This is a genomic window from Paracoccus liaowanqingii, assembly GCF_004683865.2.
Classification (GTDB): Bacteria; Pseudomonadota; Alphaproteobacteria; order Rhodobacterales; family Rhodobacteraceae; genus Paracoccus; species Paracoccus liaowanqingii.
Genome location: NZ_CP040764.1, coordinates 161,072 through 184,674, shown reverse-complemented (window position 1 = coordinate 184,674; position 23,603 = coordinate 161,072). Strand labels below are relative to the sequence as shown.

The following is a 23,603-nucleotide window of genomic DNA, read 5'->3' as shown; positions in this document are numbered from 1 at the left end:
CGGGCGGCACGGGGACGCGACGCGGGCTGGTCCTTGCCGAACCAACTCGCGCTCAGGATGTTCCCGGGGCCGTCAAATATCAGCCCGGCCCCTGCCCGATTTGGCGTCAACCAGACGCACTCGGCAGCCATCCGGCCCGGTCCAGTCCAGCAGCGTCTCGCCCTGCGGCAGATCGTCGCCCGGGGCGTCCGGCAGGTCCAGCCGCGCGATCAGGCGGCGGCTGTCCAGACGCCGAATCAGCGAGACGCCCGCCGCGTCGATCCGTGCCTCGGAGGTGGCGTCGCGCAGCAGGTCCGCCTCGGCTTGGCGCATCTGCAAGAGGCTCCGCGTCCACTGCGCCTTGAGGCTGCCCAGATCATCGCGGTCCCCGATCATCGCCAGCCCGTCCCAATCGGGCGGGCGGCGGTTGTCGGGATCGGTCAGCGCCAGGAACAGGTCCTGCGTGCCCTGATAGATGTCGGGAAAGCCCGGCATGATCATCTTGAGCAGAAGCTGCATCAGCACCAGCGCCTGCGACCGGTCCAGAAGCCGGGTCAGCGCCTCGGGCGGCGTGCCCTCCCATTCGGCCAGCAGCGCGGCACCCAGAGCCGCGACGCGCTCTTCCAGCGCCTCGTCGGGATTGGTCCAGAAGCTGTCCTCCTTGGCCTCGCGCATGGCCTTCTGCACGTGGCGGGCCAGACGCTCGGGCGCCTCGTCCGCGCCATGCAGCGCCAGGGCGGACTGGACCATGTACCAGCGCCAGGCGGGCGGCACGTCCTTGGCCGCGGACATGGCGGCGGCGGCCTGGTCCAGCGCGCCCAGATCCTGCGGCAGGTGGCTGGCCGCGATCAGGCGGGCGCGCGCATCCTCGGAGCGCTTGCTGTCATGGGACGAGGTCAGCACCATGTCGCCGGGGCGGCGGCGGTTCAGCGTCTTCGTCGCATCCTCGGCGGTCACGGTCGCCTCGTCGGGCTCGGCCCCCACCTCGTTGCCGGGCAGGTAGCGGGTCCAGCGGAAGCCCGCCGTATCCTCCTGCGCCTTGGCCAGCAGCGCGCCCGAGACCTGCTGAAGCCGGGTCACGAAATCCATCTGCGCATGGTTGGCCGGATCGGTCCAGATCGCGGCCAGCGCGCGCAGCACCTCGTCATGGCGCAGGGTCGCCGCCGCCTCGTCCGCCACGCGGCCGATCATCGCGCGGTCATGCTCGCCCGCGCCGTCGCGGATGACATAGCTGCGATAGCAGGGCATCGCGACCAGCAGGGCGGTGACCGCCTCGCGCAGCATCTCGGGGCCGGGCTCGGCCTCGACCGATCCGGCCATCGCCTGCCCCGCCATCTGCGCCAGCTGCCGCCGCTCGGCGGCCAGTTCGTTGTCCAGCACGTCGTGCTTGGCGCGGATGAGGGCGCTGTGGAAGTCCGAGGTCTCGCCGGTGGCCTCACGCCAGATGCCGTCCAGATCGTCCAGGCCCGCCTGAGGCGTCAGCATGCGCGAGATCAGCCGCCCGGCCTCGTAGCCGGTGGTGCCGACGGTCTGCCAGCCCTCGGGCAGGATCTCGTCGCCGGTCAGGATCTTCTCGATCCAGATGGGGGTGACGGGCAGGGCGCGCGCCAGCCGGTCCAGATAGCCCGCGGGATCGGCCAGACCGTCGACATGGTCGACGCGCAGCCCCTGCACCTGCCCCCCGCGCACCAGATCGATGATCAGCGCATGGGTGTCGTCGAAGACGCGCTGGTCCTCGACCCGCATGCCGATCAGGTCGGTGACGTTGAAGAAGCGGCGATGGGTGATCGAATCCCGCTCCATCGCGTAATGGACCAGACGCCAGTTCTGCGCCTCGTGCAGCGCGCGCAGGTCCGAGGTCGTGTCGGAGCCCGGCGACAGCGGCAGGGACATGCCGTTGAACTGCCACTGCCCGTCGCGGACCTTGAAGGCGCCGCCCAGCAGCATCTTCTCGAAGGGTTCGGGCAGCCACGGCAGCACCAGCGGCCCGGCCTGCCAGTCGATGTCGAAATGCCGGGCGCGCATGCTGGACCGGCCATGCGCCAGCACATCCGCCAGCCAGGGGTTCTGGACCGAGAAGGCGGTGTGGTTCGGGACGATGTCCAGGATGATGCCCAGACCCTTGGCCTGCGCCTGCCGCGCCAGCCGGTCGAAGCCGCGACGCCCGCCAAGCGCGGGGTCGATCTCGCTCGGGTCGGTGATGTCATAGCCGTGGGTCGAGCCCTCGGTCGCCGTGAAGATCGGCGACAGGTACAGATGCGTGACGCCCAGATCGGCGATCTGGTCCAGACGCTCGGACAGGGCCGCGAAGTCGAACCCCTCGCGCAGCTGGATGCGGCTGGTGGCAGTCGGGATGCGCGGGGTCATGCAGGGTCTTTCTGGGAGAGGGGGGCCGAAGGCAGCGCCTTCACGGTCAGGGAATGAGAGGCGTCAGGCGCGCCGACGCTGAAATCGGCATCCGCCAAGGGCGCGGGGTCGGTCTGGCCCAGGGCCAGCGACAGGGTCAGCCCGCCCGCCGGAAAGCGCCAAGTTGCGCGGATCAGGCCGGGGCCGTCGCGGGTCACCGAGGTCTCAGGCATGCCGCTTTTCAGCAGCGGCACGACATGGGCGGCGCGGAAGTCCAGCGCGCGGCGGGTCAGTGCCATCCAGTCGCGGGCGCGGTCGTCCTCGGCCCAGCCAAGGCGCGACCGGGCCATCGTGTCGGGCGACAGCGGGTCGGGCACCGCGTCGCCAAGCGCGGCGATCCCCGCGAACTCGGCCGCCCGGCCCTTGCGGACCGCCGCCGCCAGATCGCCGGTAAAATCGGCGAAGAACTGGAAGGGCGCGGTCTCGCCACGTTCCTCGCCCATGAAGACCATCGGGATGAAGGGCGCGACCAGCAGCAGCCCATAGACCGCAGCGACAGCCTGCGGGTCGGCCAGCGCCAGCAGGCGGTCGCCCTGCGCGCGGTTGCCGACCTGATCGTGGGTCTGGGTCGAATTCACGAAGGTCACCGGGTGCAGGTGGCCGCAGGGGGCGCCGCGCAGCTCGTCGCGGGGCGGGCGGGGCTGGCCCTCCTCGACATGGCCGCGCTGCAGGGCCAGCGCCAGATCGCTCACCGGATCGGCGGCGAAGGGCGCGTAATAGCTGTCGGATTCGCCGGTCAGCGCGACATGGACCGCATGATGGAAATCGTCGTTCCAAGTCGCGTCATAGCCCGCCTCGCGCAGGTCGGGGATGTTGCGCTCGTCCTCGGTGATCAGGTGGCGGCGGGGCTGCAGGGCATGCACCTGGGTGGCCAGATCGGCCATGAAGGCATCGGCCCCCGGCCCGGCGATCTGGTGGACCGCGTCCAGCCGCAGCCCGTCAATGCCATAGGCCTCCAGCCAGTGCAGCGCGCAGGAGGACCAGAAGTCGCGCACCTGCGGCCGGTCGAAGTTGATGGCCGCGCCCCAGGGGGTCTGGCGGCCCTCGTCGAAGAAGTCGGGCGAGGAATGGTGCAGCCAAGCGCCCTCGGGGCCGAAATGGTTCATCACCAGATCCAGGATGACCATCAGCCCCTCGCGATGCGCGGCCTCGACCAAGCGGCGCAGATCGCCCGGGCTGCCATAGGCGGGATGGGGCGCGAAGGGCAGCACGCCGTCATAGCCCCAGCCCCGGTCGCCCGGGAACTGGCCCACCGGCATCAGCTGGATCGCGGTGAAGCCCAAGGCGGCCAGATGCGCCAGATGCCCGGTGGCGGCGGTCAGCGTGCCCTCGGGGGTGAAGGTGCCGACATGCAGTTCATAGATCACCGCCTCGGACCAGTCACGGCCCGGCCAGTCGCGCGGCGGCGGCGAATCCAGCAGGACCGAGGCATCGCTGACGCCGCCCGCCTGCAGACGGCTGGCGGGGTCGGGCATCTCTTGGCCGTCGACGCGGAAGCGATAGGTGGCGCCGGGCGTGGCGGCATGGTCCAGCGACCACAGCCCGTCCTGCCCTTGCGCCATCGGCAAGGCCGCCTGGTCGATCAACAGGTCGACCGTGGCGGCGCGCGGTGCCCACAGCCGGAAGGTCCATCCGTCCGTCCCGCGGACGGGTCCCCAATAGCTGCTGCGCGTCATTCGATGCTCCCTTGCGGCTGCGGCCCCGGTCACGGGTGCCGCTGCTCAATGAGCGGGAGCGTCGGGCGTTCCCCCGATCTGATAAAAAGCAGCCGCGGGGGTCGTTATTCAGGCATCCGTCGGCGGCGGCAGGGTCGTGACGCCGATCGACAGGCGCGTTCCGTCGGGGGTGACCGCCCAGACCTCGCCCGCGGTCATCTCGATGACGATGGGGTGGTTCTCGGCTGCGGCCTCGAAGATGACGACCAGGTTCTGCAACATCGCCAAGGTGAAACTGGCCCGCGCGAGGACGGGCGAGGGCTCGCCACACTCGGGGGCGGTCGGGTGAATCATGATAACCTCGGGAAACGCCTACATTTATACGACGTCAATCTAGCGGCGCCGGGCATCCCTGAACAGTCTGCAAAACCTGTCCTTTTGCGTCACTTCGGGCGGTCGATGCGGGCCAGGGGGGCGTCCTGGGCCAGCATGTCGCCCTCGGCGGCCAGGCGGGTCAGGCGCCCGGCATGGGGGGCCTCGACCCGGGTCTCCATCTTCATCGCCTCGACGATGGCGATGACCTGGCCCGCCGCGACCTCGGCGCCATCCGCGACCTGCCACAGCGACAGCGTGCCCGCGACCGGGGCGGGTACCGTGTCGGGCGCGGCATCGGGGGCCTTGGGCGCGACGCCCGGCGCGGCGGCGGCCAGCATGCCCGGCGGCAGGGCGATGTCATGGCGGCGGCCGTCGATCTCGATGGCGAAGCGGATCATCGGGCCGTCTGGACCGGGCGTGACGCGCGGCGCGGGGCCCGCGGCGGCGGCCAGGCGGTCGGCGAAATCCGTCTCGATCCAGCGGGTGTGGACGGCGAAGTCGGTCGTGAACTCCGGCGCCTCCAGCACCGCGCGGTGGAAGGGCAGGACAGAGGCCACGCCCTCGATCCGGAACTCGCGCAGCGCCCGCCGCGCGCGGGCAAGGGCGGTGGCGCGGTCGGGACCATGCACGATCAGCTTGGCCATCATCGAATCGAACTGGCCCGCGACCTGGCCGCCCTGTTCCACGCCACTGTCCAGCCGGATGCCGATGCCGCCGGGCGGGGACCACAGCGTGATCGGCCCCGGCGTGGGCAGGAAGCCGCGCCCCGGATCCTCGGCATTGATGCGGAACTCGATGGCATGGCCTTGGGGCTCGGGCACGCAGCCCGGGGCCAGCCGCGCTCCCTGCGCCACGCGGATCATCGCGCGGACGATGTCGATGCCGGTCGTCTCCTCGGTCACCGGATGTTCGACCTGCAGCCTTGTGTTCACTTCGAGGAAGCTGATCTTGCCGTCTGACGCCAGGAGGAATTCGACCGTCCCCGCCCCGCTGTAGCCGGCATGGGCGCAGATCGCCCGCGCGCTGTCATGGATGCGGGCGCGCTGGTCGTCGGTGAGGAACGGCGCGGGGGCCTCCTCGACCAGTTTCTGGTTGCGGCGCTGCAGGGAACAGTCGCGGGTGCCCAGCACGCGGACGGTGCCGTGGCGGTCGCCCAGGACCTGCGCCTCGATATGGCGGGGGCGGTCCAGGAACTGCTCCACATAGCATTCGCCGCGCCCGAAGGCGGTCACGGCCTCTCGGGTCGCGCTGTCGAACAGCTCCTCGACCTCGTCCAGATCCCACGCGACCTTCATGCCGCGCCCGCCGCCGCCGAAGGCCGCCTTGATGGCGATGGGCAGCCCGTGGTTGCGGGCAAAGGCCAGCGCCTCGGCCCCGCTGGCGACCGGCCCGGGGCTGCCCGCGACCAGCGGCGCGCCCACGGCCTGCGCGATCTCGCGCGCGCGGATCTTGTCGCCAAGCGCGTCGATCACGTCCGAATCGGGGCCGATCCAGATCAGCCCGGCCTGCTGCACGGCGCGGGCGAAATCCGCATTCTCGGACAGGAAGCCGTAGCCCGGATGGATCGCGTCGGCCTTGGCCCGGGCCGCGATGGCCAGGATCTTGCCCGCATCCAGATAGGTCCGGGAGGGGCTGGAGCCTTCCAGCGGCCAGGCCTCGTCGGCCAGCCGCACGAAGGGCGCGTCGCGGTCGGGATCGGCATAGACGGCGATCGAGGCGATCCCTTCGTCGGCACAGGCACGGATGACGCGCAGCGCGATCTCTCCGCGATTGGCGATCAGGATGCGGCGGATGGGCGTCAGTGGGGTGTCAAGGAACACGGGGGTCCTCCGGGTCGATGGGGGCAAAGGCGGCACGGGCCGCAAAGCGGATGCGCGTGCCGGGGGGCAGCTGGCCCGCCAGGTCCAGCGCGTCGGGATGCAGCGTGGCGATGACGGGATAGCCCCCGGTCAGAGGGTGATCGGCCAGAAACAGCACCGGCTGGCCGGAATGCGGGATCTGGATGGCGCCGGTCGCGGTGCCTTCGCTTGGCAGCTCGGCCCCGTCGCGGGTGATCGGATCGCCCGCCAGCCGGATGCCCACGCGGGAGGATTGGGCCGTGACCTGCCAGTCCTGCGCCAGAAAGCGGTCGACCATCTCGGGCGCGAACCAGTCGGTGCGCGGCCCCAGGACCACGGGCAGCGTGACCAGATCGCCCGCCGCCGGAAAGTCGGGCGCGGGGCCGGGATCGGTTACCGCGCCTGCGGGGCGATGGGCCGGGACGAGAGCGTCGCCCGCCACGAGCGCGGGCGGGCCGATATGGGCCAGCGTGTCGGTCGAGGCAGATCCCAGCACCGGGTCCACTTTGATACCGCCGCGCAGGGCCAGATAGCTGCGCATGCCTTTCGTCGGGGCGGCGATCCGCACCTCGTCGCCCGCATCCAGCGCGAAGGCCGCCCCCGGCGCGACGGGGTGGCCCGCGACCTCGGCTTGGGCCGCGCCGGACAGGGCCAACACCAGCGGCGCCTCGGCCCGCAGGGTGACGGGGCCAAGCGTGATCTCCAGCGCCGCCACCCCCGCCGGGTTGCCCACCGCGACGATTGGCCCGGCGCAGCGCGCCCTGATCCAGCGCGCCCGAGGCCGCTGACCCCCTGCCCCGTCTGCCCCATCCGCCCGGCATCCTGCAGAAGGATCGGAAAGGCCGTCCGCACGACGCGCAGCCCCTGCGCAAGGCGCTTGGGGGGGACAGCAGCCGGATGGACCTTGGCGCCGCCTTCCACGAAGCGCGCCCGCACGCCGGGGCGCAGCAGCGCGGGGGGATCGCGGGTCAGGTCGAACATCGGCAGCTCGGACCGCCCGATCAGCTGCCAGCCGCCCGGCGCTTTCCTGCGGATAGATGCCGCAGAACCGCCCCGCCAGCGCGACCGAGCCCGCCGGGATGCGCGTGCGCCGGCGCCGACCGGCGCGGCAGATCGAAGCGCGCATCCTCGCAGGTCATATAGGCGAAGCCCGGCGCAAAGCCGCAGAAGGCCACCTGCCACAGCGGCGTCCCGATGGGCGGCGATCACCTCGGCGACAGTGAGGCCCATCAGGCGCGCGACCTCGTCCAGATCCTCGCCGTCATAGGTCACCGGGATCTCGACCGTCTCGGTGGCGCGGGGGGCGGGGGCGGTGCCCGGGGCGGGCTGGCGGGCGCGCAGTGCGCGGGCAAGGCCCGCATCGGCGGCCACGCCCGGCGCGGTACGGATCATCAGGGTGCGGGCGGCGGGCACGATCTCGGTCACGCCGGGCAGCGGATCGGCGGCCAGCGCGTCGAACAGGGCCAGCGTGGCCTCCAGATCGGCCAGTTCCACCAGCAGGCAGCGCGGCCCGACAGGTAGGACCCGCATCACGGCGCGAAACTTGCGACGGTGACGCCTCGATCGCTCAGCGCCCTGCGCACGGCAGCCGCCATCGCCACCGCGCCGGGGCTGTCGCCATGCACGCAGAGGCTGTCGACCCGCAAGGTCAGGGTGCTGCCGTCCTGGGCATCGATCACGCCCTCGGTGGCCAGCCGGACCATCCGCGCCGCGACCAGATCCGGATTCGTGCAGCACCGCGCCCGGCTGGCGGCGCGAGACCAGCGCCCCCGCCGCCGTATAGGCGCGGTCGGCGAAGGCCTCGGCCACCACGCGCAGGCCCGCCGCCCGCGCACGCTCCAGCACCGGGGCGCCCGCCAGCCCCATCAGCACCAGCGCCGGATCCGCGGCCAGCACGCCCGCGATCACCGCATCCGCCTGCCGCGCATCATCGGCGATGGTGTTGTAGAGCGCGCCCGTGCGGTTTCACATAGGTCACCCGCGTGCCCGCCGCCCGGGCCAAGCCCTGCAGCCCGCCGATCTGATAGATGACGTCCGCCGTCAGCTCGTCCGACGCCACGTCCATCGCGCGGCGGCCAAAGCCCACGCGGTCGGGATAGCTGACATGCGCCCCCACCGCGACGCCGCGCGCCGCCGCTTGCCGCAGCGTCTCCAGCAGCCCGCGCGGATCGCCCGCGTGAAAGCCGCAGGCCACGTTGGCGGAACTGACGATGTCCAGCATCGCGGCGTCGTCGCCCAGGGTCCAGGCGCCATAGCCCTCGCCCAGGTCGCTGTTCAGGTCGATCTGCATGCGGCCTCCTTACGTGCCCAGAAAGGCAAAGATGGTGCTGACCGACCGCGCGCCCATGTACCAGGTCAGCGCGCAGACGATGGCGCCAAGCGCCAGCAGCACCCGGTTGTAGCGGTGCCCGCCCATCAGGTCGGACCGGGCATAGCCGATATAGGTGAAGATCGTCAGTCCGATCGGCAGGATCAACCCGTTGAACCCGCCCACGAAGACCAGGATCGCGGCGGGCGCGGTGCCCAAGGACAGATAGACCGCCAGCGAGAAGGCGATGAAGACCACCGTCGCGCGGCTGCGGGCCGCGTCGCTGCGCACCCCCATCACGTCGAGGAAGCTGACCGAGGTATAGGCCGCCCCGATGACCGAGGTCAGCGCCGCCGCCCACAGGACCACGCCGAAGACGCGCATCCCCCAATCGCCCGCCGCCGCCTGGAAGGCCTGCGCCGCCGGGTTCGCGGCCTGGCTCGACAGATCCAGCGTCACGCCGGATGCCACGACCCCCAGGATCGCCAGGAACAGCACGAAGCGCATGACGCCCGTGACCGCGATTCCCGTTAACGCTGCGCGGGTGACGGCGGGCAGGTGACGCTCTCCGGTCAGGCCCTTGTCCAGCAGGCGGTGCGCGCCGGAATAGGTGATGTAGCCGCCGACCGTGCCGCCCACGATGGTGGTGATCGCGGCAAAGTCGATGTAATCGGGCCAGACCGACTGACGCAAAGCCTCGCCCACCGGCGGGTTGGATTGCAGCGCCACGAACAGCACCAGCAGGATCATCACGATCCCCAGCCCGATGATCATCCGGTCCAGCAGCAGGCCCGCCTGCCGCGACAGGAAGATGCCGATGGCCAGCGCCGCGCTGATCGCGCCGCCGATCTTGGGGTCCAGCCCGACCATCGCGTTCAGCCCCAGCCCGCCGCCCGCGATGTTGCCGACGTTGAAGGCCAGGCCGCCGATCACCACCAGCGCGGTCAGCAGATAGCCCGCCCCGGGGATCGCGGCATTGGCCGTCTCGGACGCGCGCCGTCCGGTCAGCGCGGTGATGCGCCAGATGTTCAGCTGCACCACGAAGTCGATCAGGATCGAGGCGAGGATCGCGAAGGCGAAGGCCGATCCCATCCGCGCGGTGAAGCTGGCGGTCTGGGTGATGAAGCCCGGCCCGATGGCCGAGGTGGCCATCAGGAAGATCGCCGCCAGCAACCCTCCGCGAAGGCTGACTGCCGCCACCGAGGGGGCAGGGGATGGTGTGGGCATGGCAGGACCTCGTCGGTTGGGATCGGGGAAGTTTTCCGAAGGCTGGCGCACGGTCCCGTGATCCGTCAAGAATTATCTGACAGAGTTGGCCATATTGTTGAACAATCAGGCGCCACATGCCCGGCCATCTGCCGCATCCCTGTGCAGCCTGCCGCCTTGCCTTGCGGGGACGGGACCGCCATGATCGCCTCGCAACCAGCGGGACCGCCATGACCGACGCCTCAGCCCACCCCTTTGCGGGCCTCGCGCCCGAGACCGCCGCCCGGCTGCGCGACCGGATCATCACCGGCCGCCTGCGCCCCGGAGAGCGGCTGTCCGAGGCGCGGCTGGCGGCCGAGATGTCCGTCTCGCGCAACACGCTGCGCGAGGTGTTCCGCCTGCTGGTCCACGAGGGGCTGCTGACCCACCTGCCCCATCGCGGGGTGTCGGTCGCGGTGCCCTCGATGGCCGGGGTGCTGGACATCTATCGCCTGCGCCGGCTGATCGAGATCCCGGCGCTGGCGCAGGCCTGGCCCGCGCCACGCCGCCGTCGCCCGCATGGCCGCCGAGGTGGCGCAGGCGCAGGCCGCGCAGGCGGCGGGCGACTGGCGCGGGGTGGGCAGCGCCAACATGCGCTTTCACGCGGGCATCGTGGCCTTGGCCGACAGCCCCCGCCTGACCGCCTTCTTCGCGCAGGCGATGGCGGAACTGCGGCTGGCCTTCGGGCTGCTGGACGATCCCGAACAGCTGCACGCGCCCTTCCTGCAGGACAATGCCGCCATCCTCGAGCGGCTGCAGGCGGGCGATCCACAGGCGGCCGCCGCGCGGCTGGCGAATTATCTGGACCGATCCGAGCGGGTGGTGATGACCGCCTTCGCCCGGCTGGAACATGCGACGGCGCAGGGCTAGGGCCGCTGCGGACTGGCCCGCGACTGTCCGGTTCGTTACACCATTGTCACCGGATCGACGACGAACCGTCACGCCGCCGCGATAGTCAGGCGGCTGAAAGAGAGGGCAGATGCCGCGCGTCCAGGCCAAGGGGATCGGAAAGTCGTTCGGCGGCCAGCAGGTCCTGCACGATGTCGATCTGGACCTGCCGCAGGGCGCCTTCATGGCGCTGCTGGGTCCGTCGGGCTGCGGCAAGACCACGCTCCTGCGCCTGATCGCCGGGCTGGAGCTGCCCGATGCCGGAGAGCTGCGCTTCGACGACCGGCTGATCGCCTCGGCCGACAGCTTCGTGCCGCCCGAGGCGCGCGATCTGGGCATGGTGTTCCAGTCCTATGCGCTCTGGCCCAACATGACCGTGCGCGGCAATGTCGATTTCGCGCTGAAGACCCGCCGCCTGCCCCGGGCCGAGCGCCCGCGAGCGTGTCGACCAGATGCTGCAGGCGGTGGGGCTGGAGCCCCTGGCCGAGCGGCGCCCGCACGAGCTGTCGGGCGGGCAGCGGCAGCGCGTCGCCCTGGCGCGGTCGCTGGTGCTGCGCCCGGCGCTGCTGCTGCTGGACGAGCCGCTGGCCAATCTGGACGCGCATCTGCGCCACCGCATGCTGGCCGAGTTCCGGCGCCTGCATGCCGCCACCGGCACGACCTTCATCCTGGTCACCCATGATCAGGACGAGGCGATGGCGGTCGCCAGCCATATCGCGGTGATGGAGGGCGGGCGCATCCAGCAGGTGGGCACCCCCGAGGATCTGTACCGCCAGCCCGCCACCGCGATGGTCGCCCGCTTCGTGGGCCATGGCGCGACCCTGCCCGTGGGGGTGACCGCCCGGCGGGACGGGATCTGTACGCTGATGCTGGACGGCGGCGCCCTGAGGGTTCCCGGCGGGGCGGGTCCCGGCCCCGCCTGGCTGTGCCTGCACCGCGAGGATCTGCGCCTGTCGCGGGGCCCGGGCCATTTCCGCGCCCAGATCCTGTCGCAAAGCTTCCAGCACGGGCGCTATCTGACCCATGTCCTGCCGCGCGGCATCGGGACCGACCTGCTGACTTTGGCGCTGGACCAGCCCCTGCCCGCGCAGGACGAGGTCGGCATCGACATCACCGGGGGCTGGGTCATCGCCCGCGAGGGCGAGGCCGCCCCCCTGCGCCAACCCTCGGTCGCCGCCACGGCGGATGCCGATGCCTGACCGCCCCATCCTTTTCCGCACCCCCGCAGCGGCCGCCCTGCCGCCCTGCGCGTGCCCTTTGTCCCCGACCCCCGAGAGGCTTTCATGACCCGCATCCTGATGCTGTCCACCGCCCTGACCGGCCTTGCTTTGCCCGCCCTGGCGCAGACCCTGACCGTCTACACCTCGCAGCCGCAGGAGCAGATGACCGAGGTCATCGCCGCCTTCAACGAGGACCACCCCGAGATCGAGGTCGAGCTGTTCCGGTCCGGCACGACCGAGGTGATGGCCAAGCTGCAGGCCGAGTTCGCGGCGGGCGACACCCCCGCCGACGTGCTGCTGATCGCCGATGCCGTCGCCATGACCCAGCTGAAGCAGGACGACCGCCTGATGGCGCATCCCGACGCGCCGGTGGACGGGATCGACCCGGCCCTGCTGGATGCGGAGGCGATGTTCTTTCCCACCAAGCTGATCACCACCGGCATCGTCTACAACAGCTCCATGGTCGAGGCGCCGACCTCCTGGGCCGATCTGGCCGCCCCCGAGGCCGCCGCGCAGACGATCATGCCTTCGCCTCTGTATTCCGGGGCGGCGGCGATCCATGTCGGCACGATGGTCCAGCAGCCCGAGTTCGGGTGGGAGTATTTCGAGACGCTGGCGGAGGGCGGCGCCGTCGCGGGCCAAGGCAACGGCACCGTGCTGGAGGCCGTCGCGCGCGGCGAGAAGGCCTATGGCGTGCTGGTCGAATACATGGCGATGAATGCCAAGGCGCAGGGCTCGCCCGTCGATTTCGTCTTCCCGTCCGAGGGCGTGACGGCGGTGACGCAGCCGGTGGCGATCCTGGCCGGGACCGACGTGCCCGATGCCGCGAAGGCCTTCGTCGACTGGCAGCTGGGCCGGGCCGCGCAGGAGCAGTCGGTCGCGCAGGGCTATTTCCCGCTGGTCGCCGGGATGGCCGCGCCCGAGGGCTATCCCGAGGCCGACAGCCTCAGCATCATCGGCGCCGACAATGCCGCGCTTCTGTCGGATGGCGAGGACGTCAAGATGGAGTTCGCCGACCTCTATGGCGGCTGACCTGCACCTTCTCGGCGACCGCAGGACCGGCGGGGGCGAGCGCATGCTGGCCCTCGCCTTGTGCGTCTATGTCGGCCTGATCACCGTCTGGCCGCTTGGGCAGTTGCTGCTGACCGCCTTCGGCCCCGGCGACGAGGGGCAGCTGCTGGGCACGATGCGCGACACGCTGTCGGCGCGCGCCACGGGCCGGGCCTTCTGGAACACGCTGACCCTGTCGCTGGTCTCGGTCGGCGTGTCGGTGGTGCTGGGGGCGGGGCTGGCGCTGGCCGTGGGGCTGATGCGGATGCCGTTCCGCGCGGTCCTGTCCTTCCTGATCCTGATGCCGCTGATCATCCCTTCGCAGATCCTCGCCTTGTCCTGGATCGAGCTGCTGGGGTCGCAATCCCCGATCCTGAGCCCCCTTGGGCTGGCGCCCGCGCCGGGGCAGGGCAATCCGCTCTATTCCCGGATGGGCATCGCGCTGGTCATGGGGATCGAGCATATGCCGCTGGTCTTCATCGCCATCCGCGCGGCGCTGAAATCCGTGCCCGCCGATCTGGTCGAGGCCGCGCGGATCGCCAGCGTCCCGCCCGCCCGCGTGCTGGCCCGGGTGATCCTGCCGCTGGTCGCGCCCTCGGCGCTGGCCGGCGCGCTGCTGGCCTTCACCGCCGCGGTGGGCAATTTCGGCATCCCGGCGCTGCTGGGCATCCCCGGCCGCGTGCCGATGCTGACCACGCTGATCTATCAGCGGCTCAATGGCTTCGGCCCCTCGGTCGCGGGGCAGGTGGCGGTGCTGGCGCTGATCCTGACGCTGATCGCGGTGGCGGCGCTGGCCCTGCGCGCGGTCCTGATGCGGCAGCTGCGCATGCGGATCGAGGGCGGGCGCGCCTTCGCGCCCACCCGCCGCGCCCCCCTCTGGGCTCAGGCGCTGATCTGGGCGGGGGTCGCGGTCATCGCGATCCTGCCGCTGGCCGCGCTGGTCCTGACCTCGCTGGTGCCCGCGATCGGGGTGCCCTTCTCGAGGGAGGTGGCCAGCCTGGACCAGTACGCCCGGGTGCTGGCCAATGCCGCCGTCACCCGCGCCTTCGGCAATTCGCTGATGCTGTCGGGCGCGGCGGCGATCCTGTGCGTCGCGGTGACGCTGCCCTTGGCCTATCTGGCGACGCGCCGCCCCAGCCCCGCCGTCACCGCGCTGGACCTGCTGGCCGAGGCGCCGTGGGTCGTGCCGGGCACCGTGGTCGCGCTGGCGATGATCCTGGCCTTCCTGCCGCCTTTGCCGCTGCTGGGGGTCTCGCTCTACGGGACCGCCGCGATCCTGCTCATCGCCTATCTGGCGCGCTTCCTGCCTTTGGTGCTGCGCCCCGTCATGGCGGCGGCACAGGGTGCCGACCCGGGCCTGGACGAGGCCGCGCGCATCGCCGGGCTGGGGTTGGCCGACCGGATGGGCCGGATCTTTGCGCCCTCGGTCCTGGCTGCGGCGCTGGCCGGGGGGATGCTGGTCGTGATGACCGCGATGAACGAGCTGACCCTGTCGGCGCTGCTGTGGTCCTCGGGGCACGAGACCATCGGCGTCATGGTCTTTTCCCTGCAATACGAGGGCAATTCGACCGCCGCCGCCGCCGTCTCGGTCCTGTCGACGCTGCTGCTGCTGGCGCTGTGTGCGCTGGCGCAGGTCAGCCTGCGGGGTGCCGGGGCCCGGGCGCTGCCGTGGCACCAGGGATAGGGCAGCGGGGAACCATCGGGGACGGGGCGGCTTGACCCGGCTCACCCCACAGCTTTCCGCGATGAAAGGCCGACCCATGTCCGATCCGATGTTCTTCGATGACTGGGCAGGCGTGATCCGCACGGTCATCGTCGGCCTCTTGGCCTATCTGGCGCTGATCGTCATGCTGCGCGCCTCGGGCAAGCGGACGCTGAGCAAGATGAACGCCTTCGATCTGGTGGTGACCGTGGCCCTGGGCTCGACCCTGGCCACCGTGCTGCTGACCGCCAGCGTGCCCCTGGTCGAGGGGGTCGTGGCCTTGGCCCTGCTGGTCTATCTGCAATATGCGATCACTTGGGCTTCCGTCCGCTCGGATCGCTTCCGCGCGCTGATCAAGGCCGAGCCGACGCTGCTGGTCCATGACGGCCGCCCGCTGGAGGGCGCGATGAAGACGCAGCGCGTCACCCGCGACGAGATCGACGCCGCGCTGCGCTCCAGCGGCAAGACCGATCTGACGCAGGTAAAGTCGGTGGTGCTGGAGACCGACGGCTCGATGACCGTCATCCCGCGCTGAGGCGCGCGGACGGGGTGGGCGGGAACAAAAGCCCATCGGTCCGGTTCTGGCCCCCTCGCAGCCGCACGCGGCGCTCCCTGCGACAAGGAGGTTTCATGACCGACCGCAGATCCGATCTTTTCCCCATCCTCGGCGTGGCCGTCCTGGCCTTGGGCGTGGTGGGGGTGGCCCGCCTGATGACGCCCGGCCCCCGCCATCCCGCCGACAGCGCGCCGGGCCGCACCGCCAAGCGGCTGCAGTTCGGCGGCTATCAGGTCACGGGCCGCACCGTCACCATCGACGCGCCCCGCGACCGCATCCACGCCATGTGGCGCGATCCCAGGCAGCTGGCCCTGTTCATGCAGGACCTGGTCGCCATCGAGGGCACGCCCGACCGCCCCATCTGGGTGATCGACGGCGGCCACGGCCCCTTCCGCATCGAGACGCGGCTGGTCGAGGACCGCGCTAGCGAATCCCTGGCCTGGCGCTCGGTCGAGGGTGCCGACTTCCAGGTCGAGGCCAAGATCCGCCTGCGCGACGCCCCCGCCGGGCGCGGCACCGAGGTCGAGGCCCATGTCGCCTATGTCCCGCCCTACGGGCTTCTGGGCCATTGGGCCGCCAAGCTGCGCGGCATCGATCCCAAGACCCGCGGGCGGCAGGAACTGAAGCGGCTGAAGATGCTGCTGGAAACCGGCGAGATCGCCACCGCTTCGAACCAGAGGAATACCTGATGCGCGCACTGACCTGGCACGGCAAGCACGACGTCCGCATGGACACGGTCCCCGATCCCCAGATCGTCAACCCCCGCGACGCGATCATCGAGGTCACCTCGACCGCGATCTGCGGATCGGACCTGCACCTGTATGACGCGGTCATTCCGGGGCTGCAGGGCGGCGACATCCTGGGCCACGAGTTCATGGGCCGGGTGGTCGAGACCGGCCCGAAATCGACGCTGAAGAAGGGCCAGCGGGTCGTGGTGCCCTTCACCATCTCCTGCGGCAGCTGCTTCTTCTGCAAGGCCACGCTGTTCTCGGCCTGCGACAACGCCAACCCGGTCGAGACGCAGGAGGCGTCCGAGCTGCTGTACGGCCATGCAGTCGGCGGGCTCTTCGGCTATTCGCACATGACCGGCGGCTATCCCGGCGGTCAGGCGGAATATGTGCGCGTGCCCTATTCCGACGTGGGGCCGATCGTGGTCCCCGACGGCGTGCCCGACGAGGACGTGCTGTTTCTGTCCGACATCCTGCCCACCGGCTGGATGGCCGCCGAGAATTGCGACATCCTGCCGGGCGACAGCGTCGCGGTCTGGGGCTGCGGGCCGGTCGGCCTGTTCGCCGTGCAATCCGCGCTGCTGATGGGCGCGGGGCGGGTGATCGCCATCGACCACCACCCGAACCGCCTGGCCCTCGCCCGGGGCCTGGGTGCCGACGTCATCGACTATACCCAGACCCATGTGCTGGAGGCGCTGATGGAGATGACCGGCGGCATGGGCCCCGACGCGGTCATTGACGCGGTCGGCATGGAAAGCCACGGCATGGCGCCCGACAACCTGCTGGACACCGCCAAGCAGAAGGTCGGCATCGGCGCCGACCGGGCCCACGCGCTGCGCATGGCGCTGATGGCGGTGCGCAAGGGCGGCCGCGTGTCGATCCCGGGCGTCTATGGCGGCATGGCCGACAAGTTCCCGCTTGGCGCGCTGATGGAGAAGGGCCTGCAGGTTCGCAGCGGCCAGACCCATGTGCAGCGCTACGGCAGCCGGCTTCTGGACATGATCATGGAGGGCAAGATCGACACGACCTTCCTGATCTCGCACCGCCTCTCGCTGGAAGAGGCGCCGCGCGGCTATCGCAACTTCGCCGACAACCAGAACGAATGGACCAAGGTCGTGCTGACGCCCTAACGCCCCGTTGCCGCCGGGCGGGCCGGGAACATCCCGCGCCCCGCCCGGTTGCACGCCCCCCGATGCCGGCCCCGTTTCGGGTCGGCGCCCGAAAGGAGACTGCCCATGGTTACCACCGTCGGAACCGAAGACCTGATCGCGGATCTGGTCACCAACCTGATCCTTCTGGAACGCGACGCCATCGCGGCCTACGAATCCACCACCTCGCGCCTGTCCGACCACACCCTGGTCGCGCAGGTCGAGGCGTTCCGCCAGGATCACCTGCAGCATCTGGAGGTCCTGAACGAGATGGCCGCCGAGATCGGGGCCGAGGCGCCGCTGGACGGCGACATGAAGCAGATGCTGACCACCGGCAAGGTCGCCTTGGCGGGCCTCTTCGGCGACGGCGCGATCCTCAAGGCGATGCGCACGAACGAGGAGGACACCGTGACCGCCTACGAGCGCGCCTCGACCCACAGCGACGCGCTGCCGAAGTCCAAGATCTTCTTCCGCAAGGCGCTGGCGGACGAGCAGCGCCACCGCGAGTGGATGATCCGCGCCTCCGAGACCGCCTGATACCAGCTGTCGCGGATCGGCTTTCCGGGACCGGCACCCCGCCCAGGGTGCCGGTCCTTTTCGTCCCCGGGCCCGGGGTCACGACAGTCACGCGCGAACGTGACCGGGTTTGCGCGGCGATCGGGCGCAGGGCCCCCGGCGCCCCGGAACATTCCCCCCTGCCCCCGGTTGGATCCCCGCACCGCCCGCGAACGGCGGACCCCCGGAAAAGGACGACACGACATGGCACGACATCTGATGCAGACCAGCTACGCAGCCCTTCTGGCCACCGCCCTGGCCACCCCGGTTTGGGCGCAGGACGCCGCAATCACCCCCACCGCCGAGACCGAACAGGAGCTGGGCGGCGGCGCGGGTGCTGCCGGATCGGTCGTCGGCGGCGGCGGCGAGCAGCCTGCCGCGACGGACGTCACCCAAGGCACGGACGACACCGCGGACATGGACGGTGCGGCGGACATGGAGGCGACCGGCACCGCGACCGACGCGCCGGTGACCGGCGCCGATTCCGGCTCGGACGAACCCGCCCCCGAGGGGACCGAGCCCACGATCACCGGCAGCGGCCAGAACACCGGCTCCGCGGCGGATTCGGGCGGCTCTGCCGAATCCGCGTCGCTGACCCGCACCCAGCTGGCCACCGACCTGCGCGCGGGCCAGATCGGCCAGGACGTCGTCGAGACGCTGGAGACCACGACCCGGCTGCAGATCCTGCCCCTGAGCGAGGTCGACGCGGCGGGCGGCGCCTCGATGGCCACCGCCGAGGAGGGCAATCCCCCGATGACCGGCGGCCGCACGACCAACGAGACGGTCGAGGGCTCGGGCGGCGCGCCCGGCTCGGCCGCGGGCACGGCGGGTCAGTCGACGGCCAGCCCGGCGGGCATCTCGGAAGGTCTGGCCACGGGCACCACGCAGGTCATGGGCACCTCGATGGGCACGCGCACCGATCTGGACGAGGCGATGGACGAGGCCGGTGACAGCCGCCAGGCCCTGCAGGCCGCCCTGCAGCAGGACGCCCGCATCGTCGAGATGCTGGAGGCCGAGGGCCACGCCGCCGACCAGGTGATCGCCGTCTATCGGACCGAGAACGGCGTCGAGATCATCGTGGACGACCGCAGCGAGTGATCGCGGGACATCATGACCGGGCGGCGCCGAAAGCGCCGCCCGTTTGCATGTCCAAAGGGCGGATGGGCCGGGCCATTGCCGAGGCGCCAGACCCGGATTTTCAAAAACCCGTGTTATACTTTTAAGCGCCGGTTTGTTCCTGGATTAACCCGGAATAATCCCAATTAAATGAAGTTAATTATTATTGGAACGTCAAAGCATTTCTCGTGTTGGGTGGACAGGAACGCTAGCAATAGCATTAAATCTAAATCAGGAGATACTTCATGTTCATGAAGCTTATGGGAACCGTCGCCACCACCGCATTGCTGGCCACCGCCAGCGTCGCACAGGAAGCCGCCACCACTCCGATGGGCGGCGAGGTCATCGTCGACCAGGCCGATCCGCAGGTCGACGTCACCGTCCCCGCCCCCCAGGTCGATGTCAGCCAGTCGCCCCCCGAGGTGACCGTCGATCAGCCCGAGCCCACCGTGACGGTCCAGCAGGCGCCGCCGCAGGTGACTGTCGAGCAGTGCGCGCCGACCATCACCGTGACCCAGGCTCCGCCGACCGTCACCGTGGACATCCCCGAGCCGCGCGTCGCGGTCCGCATGGCCGATCCCACCGTGGAAGTGGCCGAGGGCGAGCCGACCGTGATGGTCGACACTCCCGAGCCCGTTGTCCGCTACCAGGCACCCGAGCCCAACATCGTCGTCAGTGACGCCGAAGCTGAGGTGAACGTGCAGGAATCCGAAGCCGAGGTCGATGTGGCCGCAGCCGAGCAGGCCGAGGTCAATCTGCGCACCGCCGAGCCGGACGTGAACATCCAGGAGGGCGGCGAGGCCGATGTCTCGGTCGAGGAAGCCGAAGCCGAGGTCGAGGTCGTCGAAGGCGGCGAAGCCAATGTCGACGTGACGCAGGCCGAACCGCAGGTCGACGTGACCGGCGCGCCGATGATGGACACCGAGATGCGCGACGGCTATCAGGCCGCCGACATGCAGATGCTGACGGCGGAAACCGTCGAGGGCGTGGCCATCTATTCCGCCGATGACGAAAACATCGGTCAGGTCAACGACCTGGTGCTGACGGATGACGGCCAGATCGAGATGGTCATCGTCGGTGTCGGCGGATTCCTGGGAATGGGCGAGCGCAACGTGTCGCTGCCGATGGACCAAGTGTCCTTCCAGCAGGCGACCGATGGTGACGAGATCCGCGGCTTCATCGCCACCGACTCGGCTTCGATCGAGACCATGCCGGAATACGAAGTCGAGTAAGACGCCCGTCTACGGCGCCTGACACGATGCTTCGATGGCCCGGCTGCAGTCCCTGGACGGCAGCCGGGCCTTGACGACCGACTTTCCCGGCCGACACCCTTCCGGCGACGCGGGTGCGGCCCCCCGCCAGACAGGAGACTTTCATGGCCAAGACCCCCATCAACGACCCGAACCATCCCCGCACGACCGATCCCTACGCCACCGACCGGCCCGCCGAGACGGAGAAGAAGTCCAAGGTCCTGCCGATCGTCATCGGCGTGATCGTGCTGGCGATCCTGGCTTATTTCCTTCTGGGCATGATGTCGTCGGATGACGAGGTCGAGACGACCGAGCCGGTCGCCGAGACGCAGATGGACGACGCCGAGGCCGACACGACGCCCACCCCGGTCGTGGTCGATCCGGTCGAGCCCGAGCCCGAGGTCGAACCGGCCCCCGCCGTGACGCCCGAGGCAGCGCCTGCCACAGACACGGCCCCCGCGGCCGACATCGAGGCCGATGCCGCCCCGGCGGATATCGCCGAGGAGAGCGTGACGGTCGAGATCATCGAGCCCGACGAGACGACCGCCCCGGTCGAGGGCACCGAGACCACGACGGTCCCGCTGCAAAGCCCGGAGCCCGCTCCGGCGAACTGATCCCGCAGTCAGGGATACCAAACGACGAAAGGCCGGGCAGCGATGCCCGGCCTTTTTCCATGTCGCAAGGCGTCTGACGCGGCTATTCGGCGGCGCGCTTGGCCGCCGCCAGGTCCAGCACCGCCTCGATGCATTCGCCGCCCATGAACGGCTTTACGAAATGCGGGACGTCCGAGAAGCGCTCGGGCAGGTCTTCGGGCTCGTAGCCGGTGGCGAAGATGAACGGGATCCGCGCCTCGCGCATCATGTCGGCCAAGGGAAAGACCTCGTCGAAGCGCAGCTGGATGTCGAGAATCGCGACATCCGGCGGCTCGGCGCTTTCCAGGAACTTGACGGCCTTCTCGATCGAGCTGATCGGTCCCAGGACGATGGCGCGGCGATCGCGGGCCTCATTGGCCAGATGCATCGCGGTCCAGTATTCGTCCTCGACGATCATGATTCGGTACATCATGTCTTTTCTCACCCCTCCGGGATCGCAGACAGAGGTCTGGGCGGTTTTCTGCCCCGACCGACATGCGCTAATCCGGGTCGCACGAAAAATTTATGAAGCGACAAGACTGCCGGTTCGACGGACTTAGACATATAGAGTTGCACATTTGTTGCATGTCTGCATCCACAATCTGGCATGAATTAAACTATTGCGTTTTGCACTCGGAAGTTGCCTGTGGGTGCATAGACTGCAATTCGATTTCATCAGCGGGGTCCGGCCCTTCATGACCGAAGACGACATCATCCGGAAATACGCGGCGCGCCAGAAGACGCTGGCCGATTTCGGCGATTTCGCCACGCTGCACGACGACCTGGACGCGGTGCTGCACGAGGCCTGCCGGCTGGTCGCCGCCGCCCTGGGCACCCGCCGCGCCAAGGTGCTGGAGCTGCAGGACGACGGCCGCACCCTGTTCCTGCGCGCGGGGATCGGCTGGACCCGGGACGTCGTGGGACAGGTCCGCGTGCCCATGTCCGACCATTCGTCCGAGAGCTATTCGATCAATTGCGGCCGCCCCATCACCAGCCCGGACATCGCAAAGGAGACCCGCTTCGAGGTCCCGCAGTTCATGCGCGACCAGGGCGTGGTGGCGCTGGCCAACGTGCCGATCATGCTGCCGGGCGGTGTCGTCTACGGGTTGCTGCAGGTCGACGACACCCGGCCGCATCACTTCACCGAACACGACATCCAGTTCCTGCGCACCTACAGCGCCATCCTGGGGCCGCTGATCGACCGGCTGTTCAAGATGAACGCCCTGCGCCATTCCGAGGAACGCTTTCGCCTGACGGTCGAATCGATCACCGACTACGCGATCTTCGTGACCGATCCCGACGACATCGTCACCGACTGGCTGCCCGGCGCCCAGAGGGTCTTCGGCTGGACCGCCGAGGAGGCGGTGGGCCGGCCCGGCGCGCTGGTCTATACCCCCGAGGATCGCAAGATCGGCCAGCCGCACCGGGACATCGACGCGGCCAGCCGCAACGGCTCGGCGCTGAACATGCGCGAGCATCTGTGCAAGGACGGCTCGCGCGTCTTCATCGAGGGCGTGGTGCGCGCGCTGCACGACCGCCAGGGCATGCTGACCGGCTTCGTCAAGATCGGCCAGGACGTCACCGAACGCCACAAGGCCGACGAATCGCTGCGCACGCTGATGGAGGGCATCCCCCAGCTGGTCTGGCGGTCCCATGACCGCGGGCACTGGATCTGGGCCAGCCCGCAATGGATGTCCTTCACCGGGCAGTCGCAGGATCAGGCCTGCCAATGGGGCTGGCTGGATGTCGTGCATCCCGACGACCGCGACCGGGCGATGCTGGCCTGGGACCGGGCGCGGGTCGAGGGCCTGCTGGACACCGAATTCCGCATCCGCCGCAGCACCGACAAGGCCTATCTGTGGCACCGCACCCGGTCCAGCCCGGTGCGCGACAAGACCGGCCGCATCACCGAATGGCTGGGCACCTCGACCGAGGTGCAGGCCCAGAAGGAAGCGCATGAACGCCAGAGCGTGCTGGGTCGCCGAATTGCAGCACCGCACCCGCAACCTGATCAGCGTGGTCCGGTCCATCGCCACCCAGACCATGGCGGGCACCGGCCCGACGCCGGCCTTCCTCGACCGCTTCAACGACCGCCTGTCGGCGCTGTCGCGGGTGCAGGGCCTGCTGTCGCGGGCCGAACAGGAACCCATCACCCTGCGCGCCCTGCTGCGGCTGGAACTGGACGCGCTTGGCGCCAAGGAGGGCGAGGCGGTCCGCTTGGACGGCCCCCAGGTCCGCATCCGCCCGACGCTGGTCCAGACCCTGGCCCTGGGCCTGCACGAGCTGGCCACCAATGCCCGCAAATACGGCGCGCTGTCGGGCTGCGGCGGGAGGCTGAACGTCCGCTGGCGGGTCGAGGAGGGCGAGACGGGCCGCCGCCTGATGATCGACTGGCACGACGAGGGCATCCTGCGCGGTCCCGTCGAGGCCGAGACCTCGGACGGCGGCTATGGCCGGCGCCTGATCGAGAAGGCCCTGCCCTACAGCCTGGGCGCGCTGACCAGCTATCACCTGGGGCGCGGATTGCCTGGATTGCAGCATCGACCTGCCGCTGGACCGGCCGCGGATGGCGGAGATGGCCTCGTGACCGCGCCGCAGCTGTCGGGCCGCCATATCCTGCTGGTCGAGGACGACTACTTCGCCGCCGACGACTTGGCGACTTCGTTCGGATCGGCGGGGGCGCAGGTGGTGGGGCCGGCGGCCAGCATCGACCATGCGCTTGGCCTGATCGCGCGGACGCAACGGCTGGACGGCGCGGTGGTGGACATCAACCTGGGCGGCACCATGTCCTATGACGTGGTGGACCGGCTGCGGGCGCGGGGCGTGCCGGTGGTCTTCGCCTCGGGATACGACCGCACCACCATCGCCGCCCCCTATCGCGACATCCCGCTGTGCGAGAAGCCCGTCGACCTGAAGCGCTGCGCCAAGCTGCTGTTCGGCTGAACCCGGACC

The 23,603-nt window shown here is 70.1% G+C and carries 17 protein-coding genes and 5 pseudogenes; 14 read left to right on the top strand and 8 right to left on the bottom strand.

Features of this window, described 5'->3' with window-relative positions:
- Positions 1-72: 72 nt before the first annotated feature.
- The 7 genes and pseudogenes from treY to E4191_RS21680 all read right to left on the bottom strand — a co-directional run bounded on the left by treY (position 73) and on the right by E4191_RS21680 (position 9,788).
- Positions 73-2,346, bottom strand: coding sequence for a malto-oligosyltrehalose synthase (treY, locus tag E4191_RS21710; protein ID WP_139616407.1), 2,274 nt, complete (start codon positions 2,344-2,346; stop codon positions 73-75).
- Positions 2,343-4,061, bottom strand: a complete 1,719-nt coding sequence (gene treZ, locus E4191_RS21705; RefSeq protein WP_139616406.1) for a malto-oligosyltrehalose trehalohydrolase — start codon at positions 4,059-4,061, stop codon at positions 2,343-2,345. Before treZ ends, treY begins: the two co-directional genes overlap by 4 nt.
- A 108-nt stretch (positions 4,062-4,169) precedes the next feature.
- The gene (locus tag E4191_RS21700; protein ID WP_135817684.1) at positions 4,170-4,394 is read right to left on the bottom strand and encodes a hypothetical protein; all 225 of its coding nucleotides are present in this window, start codon (positions 4,392-4,394) and stop codon (positions 4,170-4,172) included.
- A gap of 89 nt (positions 4,395-4,483) precedes the next feature.
- Complete coding sequence (locus E4191_RS21695; RefSeq protein ID WP_139616461.1) at positions 4,484-6,208, bottom strand: acetyl/propionyl/methylcrotonyl-CoA carboxylase subunit alpha; 1,725 nt, start codon at positions 6,206-6,208, stop codon at positions 4,484-4,486.
- A 16-nt stretch (positions 6,209-6,224) separates the two neighbouring features.
- Positions 6,225-7,783: pseudogene (locus E4191_RS21690) on the bottom strand (5-oxoprolinase subunit B/C family protein).
- Positions 7,783-8,543, bottom strand: a pseudogene (locus tag E4191_RS21685) (LamB/YcsF family protein). The pseudogenes E4191_RS21690 and E4191_RS21685 overlap by 1 nt, the downstream one beginning before the upstream one ends.
- Before the next feature lie 9 nt (positions 8,544-8,552).
- Complete coding sequence (locus E4191_RS21680; RefSeq protein WP_139616405.1) at positions 8,553-9,788, bottom strand: NRAMP family divalent metal transporter; 1,236 nt, start codon at positions 9,786-9,788, stop codon at positions 8,553-8,555.
- Between the two features lie 209 nt (positions 9,789-9,997).
- Between E4191_RS21680 and E4191_RS21675 the strand changes: the two are divergent.
- The 12 genes and pseudogenes from E4191_RS21675 to E4191_RS21625 all read left to right on the top strand — a co-directional run bounded on the left by E4191_RS21675 (position 9,998) and on the right by E4191_RS21625 (position 20,633).
- Positions 9,998-10,676 (top strand): annotated as a pseudogene (locus E4191_RS21675) (GntR family transcriptional regulator).
- Between the two features lie 109 nt (positions 10,677-10,785).
- Positions 10,786-11,055 (top strand): annotated as a pseudogene (locus tag E4191_RS24650) (ATP-binding cassette domain-containing protein); the annotation flags it as partial.
- A gap of 91 nt (positions 11,056-11,146) precedes the next feature.
- On the top strand, positions 11,147-11,893 hold the full coding sequence (locus E4191_RS21670; RefSeq protein WP_269436685.1) for an ABC transporter ATP-binding protein: 747 nt from the start codon (positions 11,147-11,149) through the stop codon (positions 11,891-11,893).
- Positions 11,894-11,977: 84 nt separating this feature from the next.
- Positions 11,978-12,946, top strand: coding sequence for an ABC transporter substrate-binding protein (locus E4191_RS21665; RefSeq protein WP_139616404.1), 969 nt, complete (start codon positions 11,978-11,980; stop codon positions 12,944-12,946).
- The gene (locus tag E4191_RS21660) at positions 12,936-14,648 is read left to right on the top strand and encodes an ABC transporter permease (protein WP_228461897.1); all 1,713 of its coding nucleotides are present in this window, start codon (positions 12,936-12,938) and stop codon (positions 14,646-14,648) included. The genes E4191_RS21665 and E4191_RS21660 overlap by 11 nt, the downstream gene beginning before the upstream one ends.
- An 88-nt stretch (positions 14,649-14,736) precedes the next feature.
- A complete protein-coding gene (locus E4191_RS21655; RefSeq protein ID WP_139616460.1) occupies positions 14,737-15,201 on the top strand; it encodes a DUF421 domain-containing protein in 465 nt (154 codons plus the stop codon).
- A gap of 95 nt (positions 15,202-15,296) precedes the next feature.
- Entirely contained in the window at positions 15,297-15,911 is a 615-nt protein-coding gene (locus tag E4191_RS21650) for an SRPBCC family protein (RefSeq protein ID WP_139616402.1), read from the top strand.
- Positions 15,911-17,080, top strand: a complete 1,170-nt coding sequence (locus tag E4191_RS21645) for a zinc-dependent alcohol dehydrogenase (protein WP_139616401.1) — start codon at positions 15,911-15,913, stop codon at positions 17,078-17,080. The genes E4191_RS21650 and E4191_RS21645 overlap by 1 nt, the downstream gene beginning before the upstream one ends.
- 105 nt (positions 17,081-17,185) lie before the next feature.
- Positions 17,186-17,635, top strand: a complete 450-nt coding sequence (locus tag E4191_RS21640; protein WP_139616400.1) for a ferritin-like domain-containing protein — start codon at positions 17,186-17,188, stop codon at positions 17,633-17,635.
- A 222-nt stretch (positions 17,636-17,857) separates the two neighbouring features.
- Positions 17,858-18,751, top strand: coding sequence for a hypothetical protein (locus tag E4191_RS21635; RefSeq protein ID WP_139616399.1), 894 nt, complete (start codon positions 17,858-17,860; stop codon positions 18,749-18,751).
- Between the two features lie 263 nt (positions 18,752-19,014).
- Positions 19,015-20,001, top strand: coding sequence for a PRC-barrel domain-containing protein (locus E4191_RS21630; RefSeq protein WP_139616398.1), 987 nt, complete (start codon positions 19,015-19,017; stop codon positions 19,999-20,001).
- A 143-nt stretch (positions 20,002-20,144) separates the two neighbouring features.
- Positions 20,145-20,633, top strand: coding sequence for a hypothetical protein (locus E4191_RS21625; protein ID WP_139616397.1), 489 nt, complete (start codon positions 20,145-20,147; stop codon positions 20,631-20,633).
- 82 nt (positions 20,634-20,715) lie between these two features.
- Here the strand turns inward: E4191_RS21625 and E4191_RS21620 are convergent, their stop codons facing one another.
- Entirely contained in the window at positions 20,716-21,084 is a 369-nt protein-coding gene (locus E4191_RS21620) for a response regulator (protein ID WP_139616396.1), read from the bottom strand.
- A gap of 262 nt (positions 21,085-21,346) precedes the next feature.
- Here E4191_RS21620 and E4191_RS24400 point away from each other — a divergent pair.
- Both E4191_RS24400 and E4191_RS24395 read left to right on the top strand, forming a co-directional pair.
- Positions 21,347-22,555 (top strand): annotated as a pseudogene (locus E4191_RS24400) (PAS domain S-box protein); the annotation flags it as partial.
- Positions 22,556-22,607: 52 nt separating this feature from the next.
- A complete protein-coding gene (locus tag E4191_RS24395) occupies positions 22,608-23,594 on the top strand; it encodes an HWE histidine kinase domain-containing protein (RefSeq protein ID WP_228461895.1) in 987 nt (328 codons plus the stop codon).
- Positions 23,595-23,603 lie beyond the last annotated feature (9 nt).

What these genes read in the sequence shown, in the direction of transcription:
- E4191_RS21645 (WP_139616401.1), top strand. Translation starts at nt 15,911, where the DNA reads ATGCGCGCACTGACCTGGCACGGCAAGCACGACGTCCGCATGGACACG.
- E4191_RS21670 (WP_269436685.1), top strand. Translation starts at nt 11,147, where the DNA reads ATGCTGCAGGCGGTGGGGCTGGAGCCCCTGGCCGAGCGGCGCCCGCAC.
- E4191_RS21620 (WP_139616396.1), bottom strand. Translation starts at nt 21,084, where the DNA reads ATGATGTACCGAATCATGATCGTCGAGGACGAATACTGGACCGCGATG.
- E4191_RS21655 (WP_139616460.1), top strand. Translation starts at nt 14,737, where the DNA reads ATGTTCTTCGATGACTGGGCAGGCGTGATCCGCACGGTCATCGTCGGC.
- E4191_RS21630 (WP_139616398.1), top strand. Translation starts at nt 19,015, where the DNA reads ATGTTCATGAAGCTTATGGGAACCGTCGCCACCACCGCATTGCTGGCC.
- E4191_RS21680 (WP_139616405.1), bottom strand. Translation starts at nt 9,788, where the DNA reads ATGCCCACACCATCCCCTGCCCCCTCGGTGGCGGCAGTCAGCCTTCGC.
- E4191_RS21660 (WP_228461897.1), top strand. Translation starts at nt 12,936, where the DNA reads ATGGCGGCTGACCTGCACCTTCTCGGCGACCGCAGGACCGGCGGGGGC.
- treZ (WP_139616406.1), bottom strand. Translation starts at nt 4,061, where the DNA reads ATGACGCGCAGCAGCTATTGGGGACCCGTCCGCGGGACGGACGGATGG.
- E4191_RS21700 (WP_135817684.1), bottom strand. Translation starts at nt 4,394, where the DNA reads ATGATTCACCCGACCGCCCCCGAGTGTGGCGAGCCCTCGCCCGTCCTC.
- E4191_RS21640 (WP_139616400.1), top strand. Translation starts at nt 17,186, where the DNA reads ATGGTTACCACCGTCGGAACCGAAGACCTGATCGCGGATCTGGTCACC.
- E4191_RS21625 (WP_139616397.1), top strand. Translation starts at nt 20,145, where the DNA reads ATGGCCAAGACCCCCATCAACGACCCGAACCATCCCCGCACGACCGAT.
- treY (WP_139616407.1), bottom strand. Translation starts at nt 2,346, where the DNA reads ATGACCCCGCGCATCCCGACTGCCACCAGCCGCATCCAGCTGCGCGAG.
- E4191_RS21635 (WP_139616399.1), top strand. Translation starts at nt 17,858, where the DNA reads ATGGCACGACATCTGATGCAGACCAGCTACGCAGCCCTTCTGGCCACC.
- E4191_RS21665 (WP_139616404.1), top strand. Translation starts at nt 11,978, where the DNA reads ATGACCCGCATCCTGATGCTGTCCACCGCCCTGACCGGCCTTGCTTTG.
- E4191_RS24395 (WP_228461895.1), top strand. Translation starts at nt 22,608, where the DNA reads ATGAACGCCAGAGCGTGCTGGGTCGCCGAATTGCAGCACCGCACCCGC.
- E4191_RS21650 (WP_139616402.1), top strand. Translation starts at nt 15,297, where the DNA reads ATGACCGACCGCAGATCCGATCTTTTCCCCATCCTCGGCGTGGCCGTC.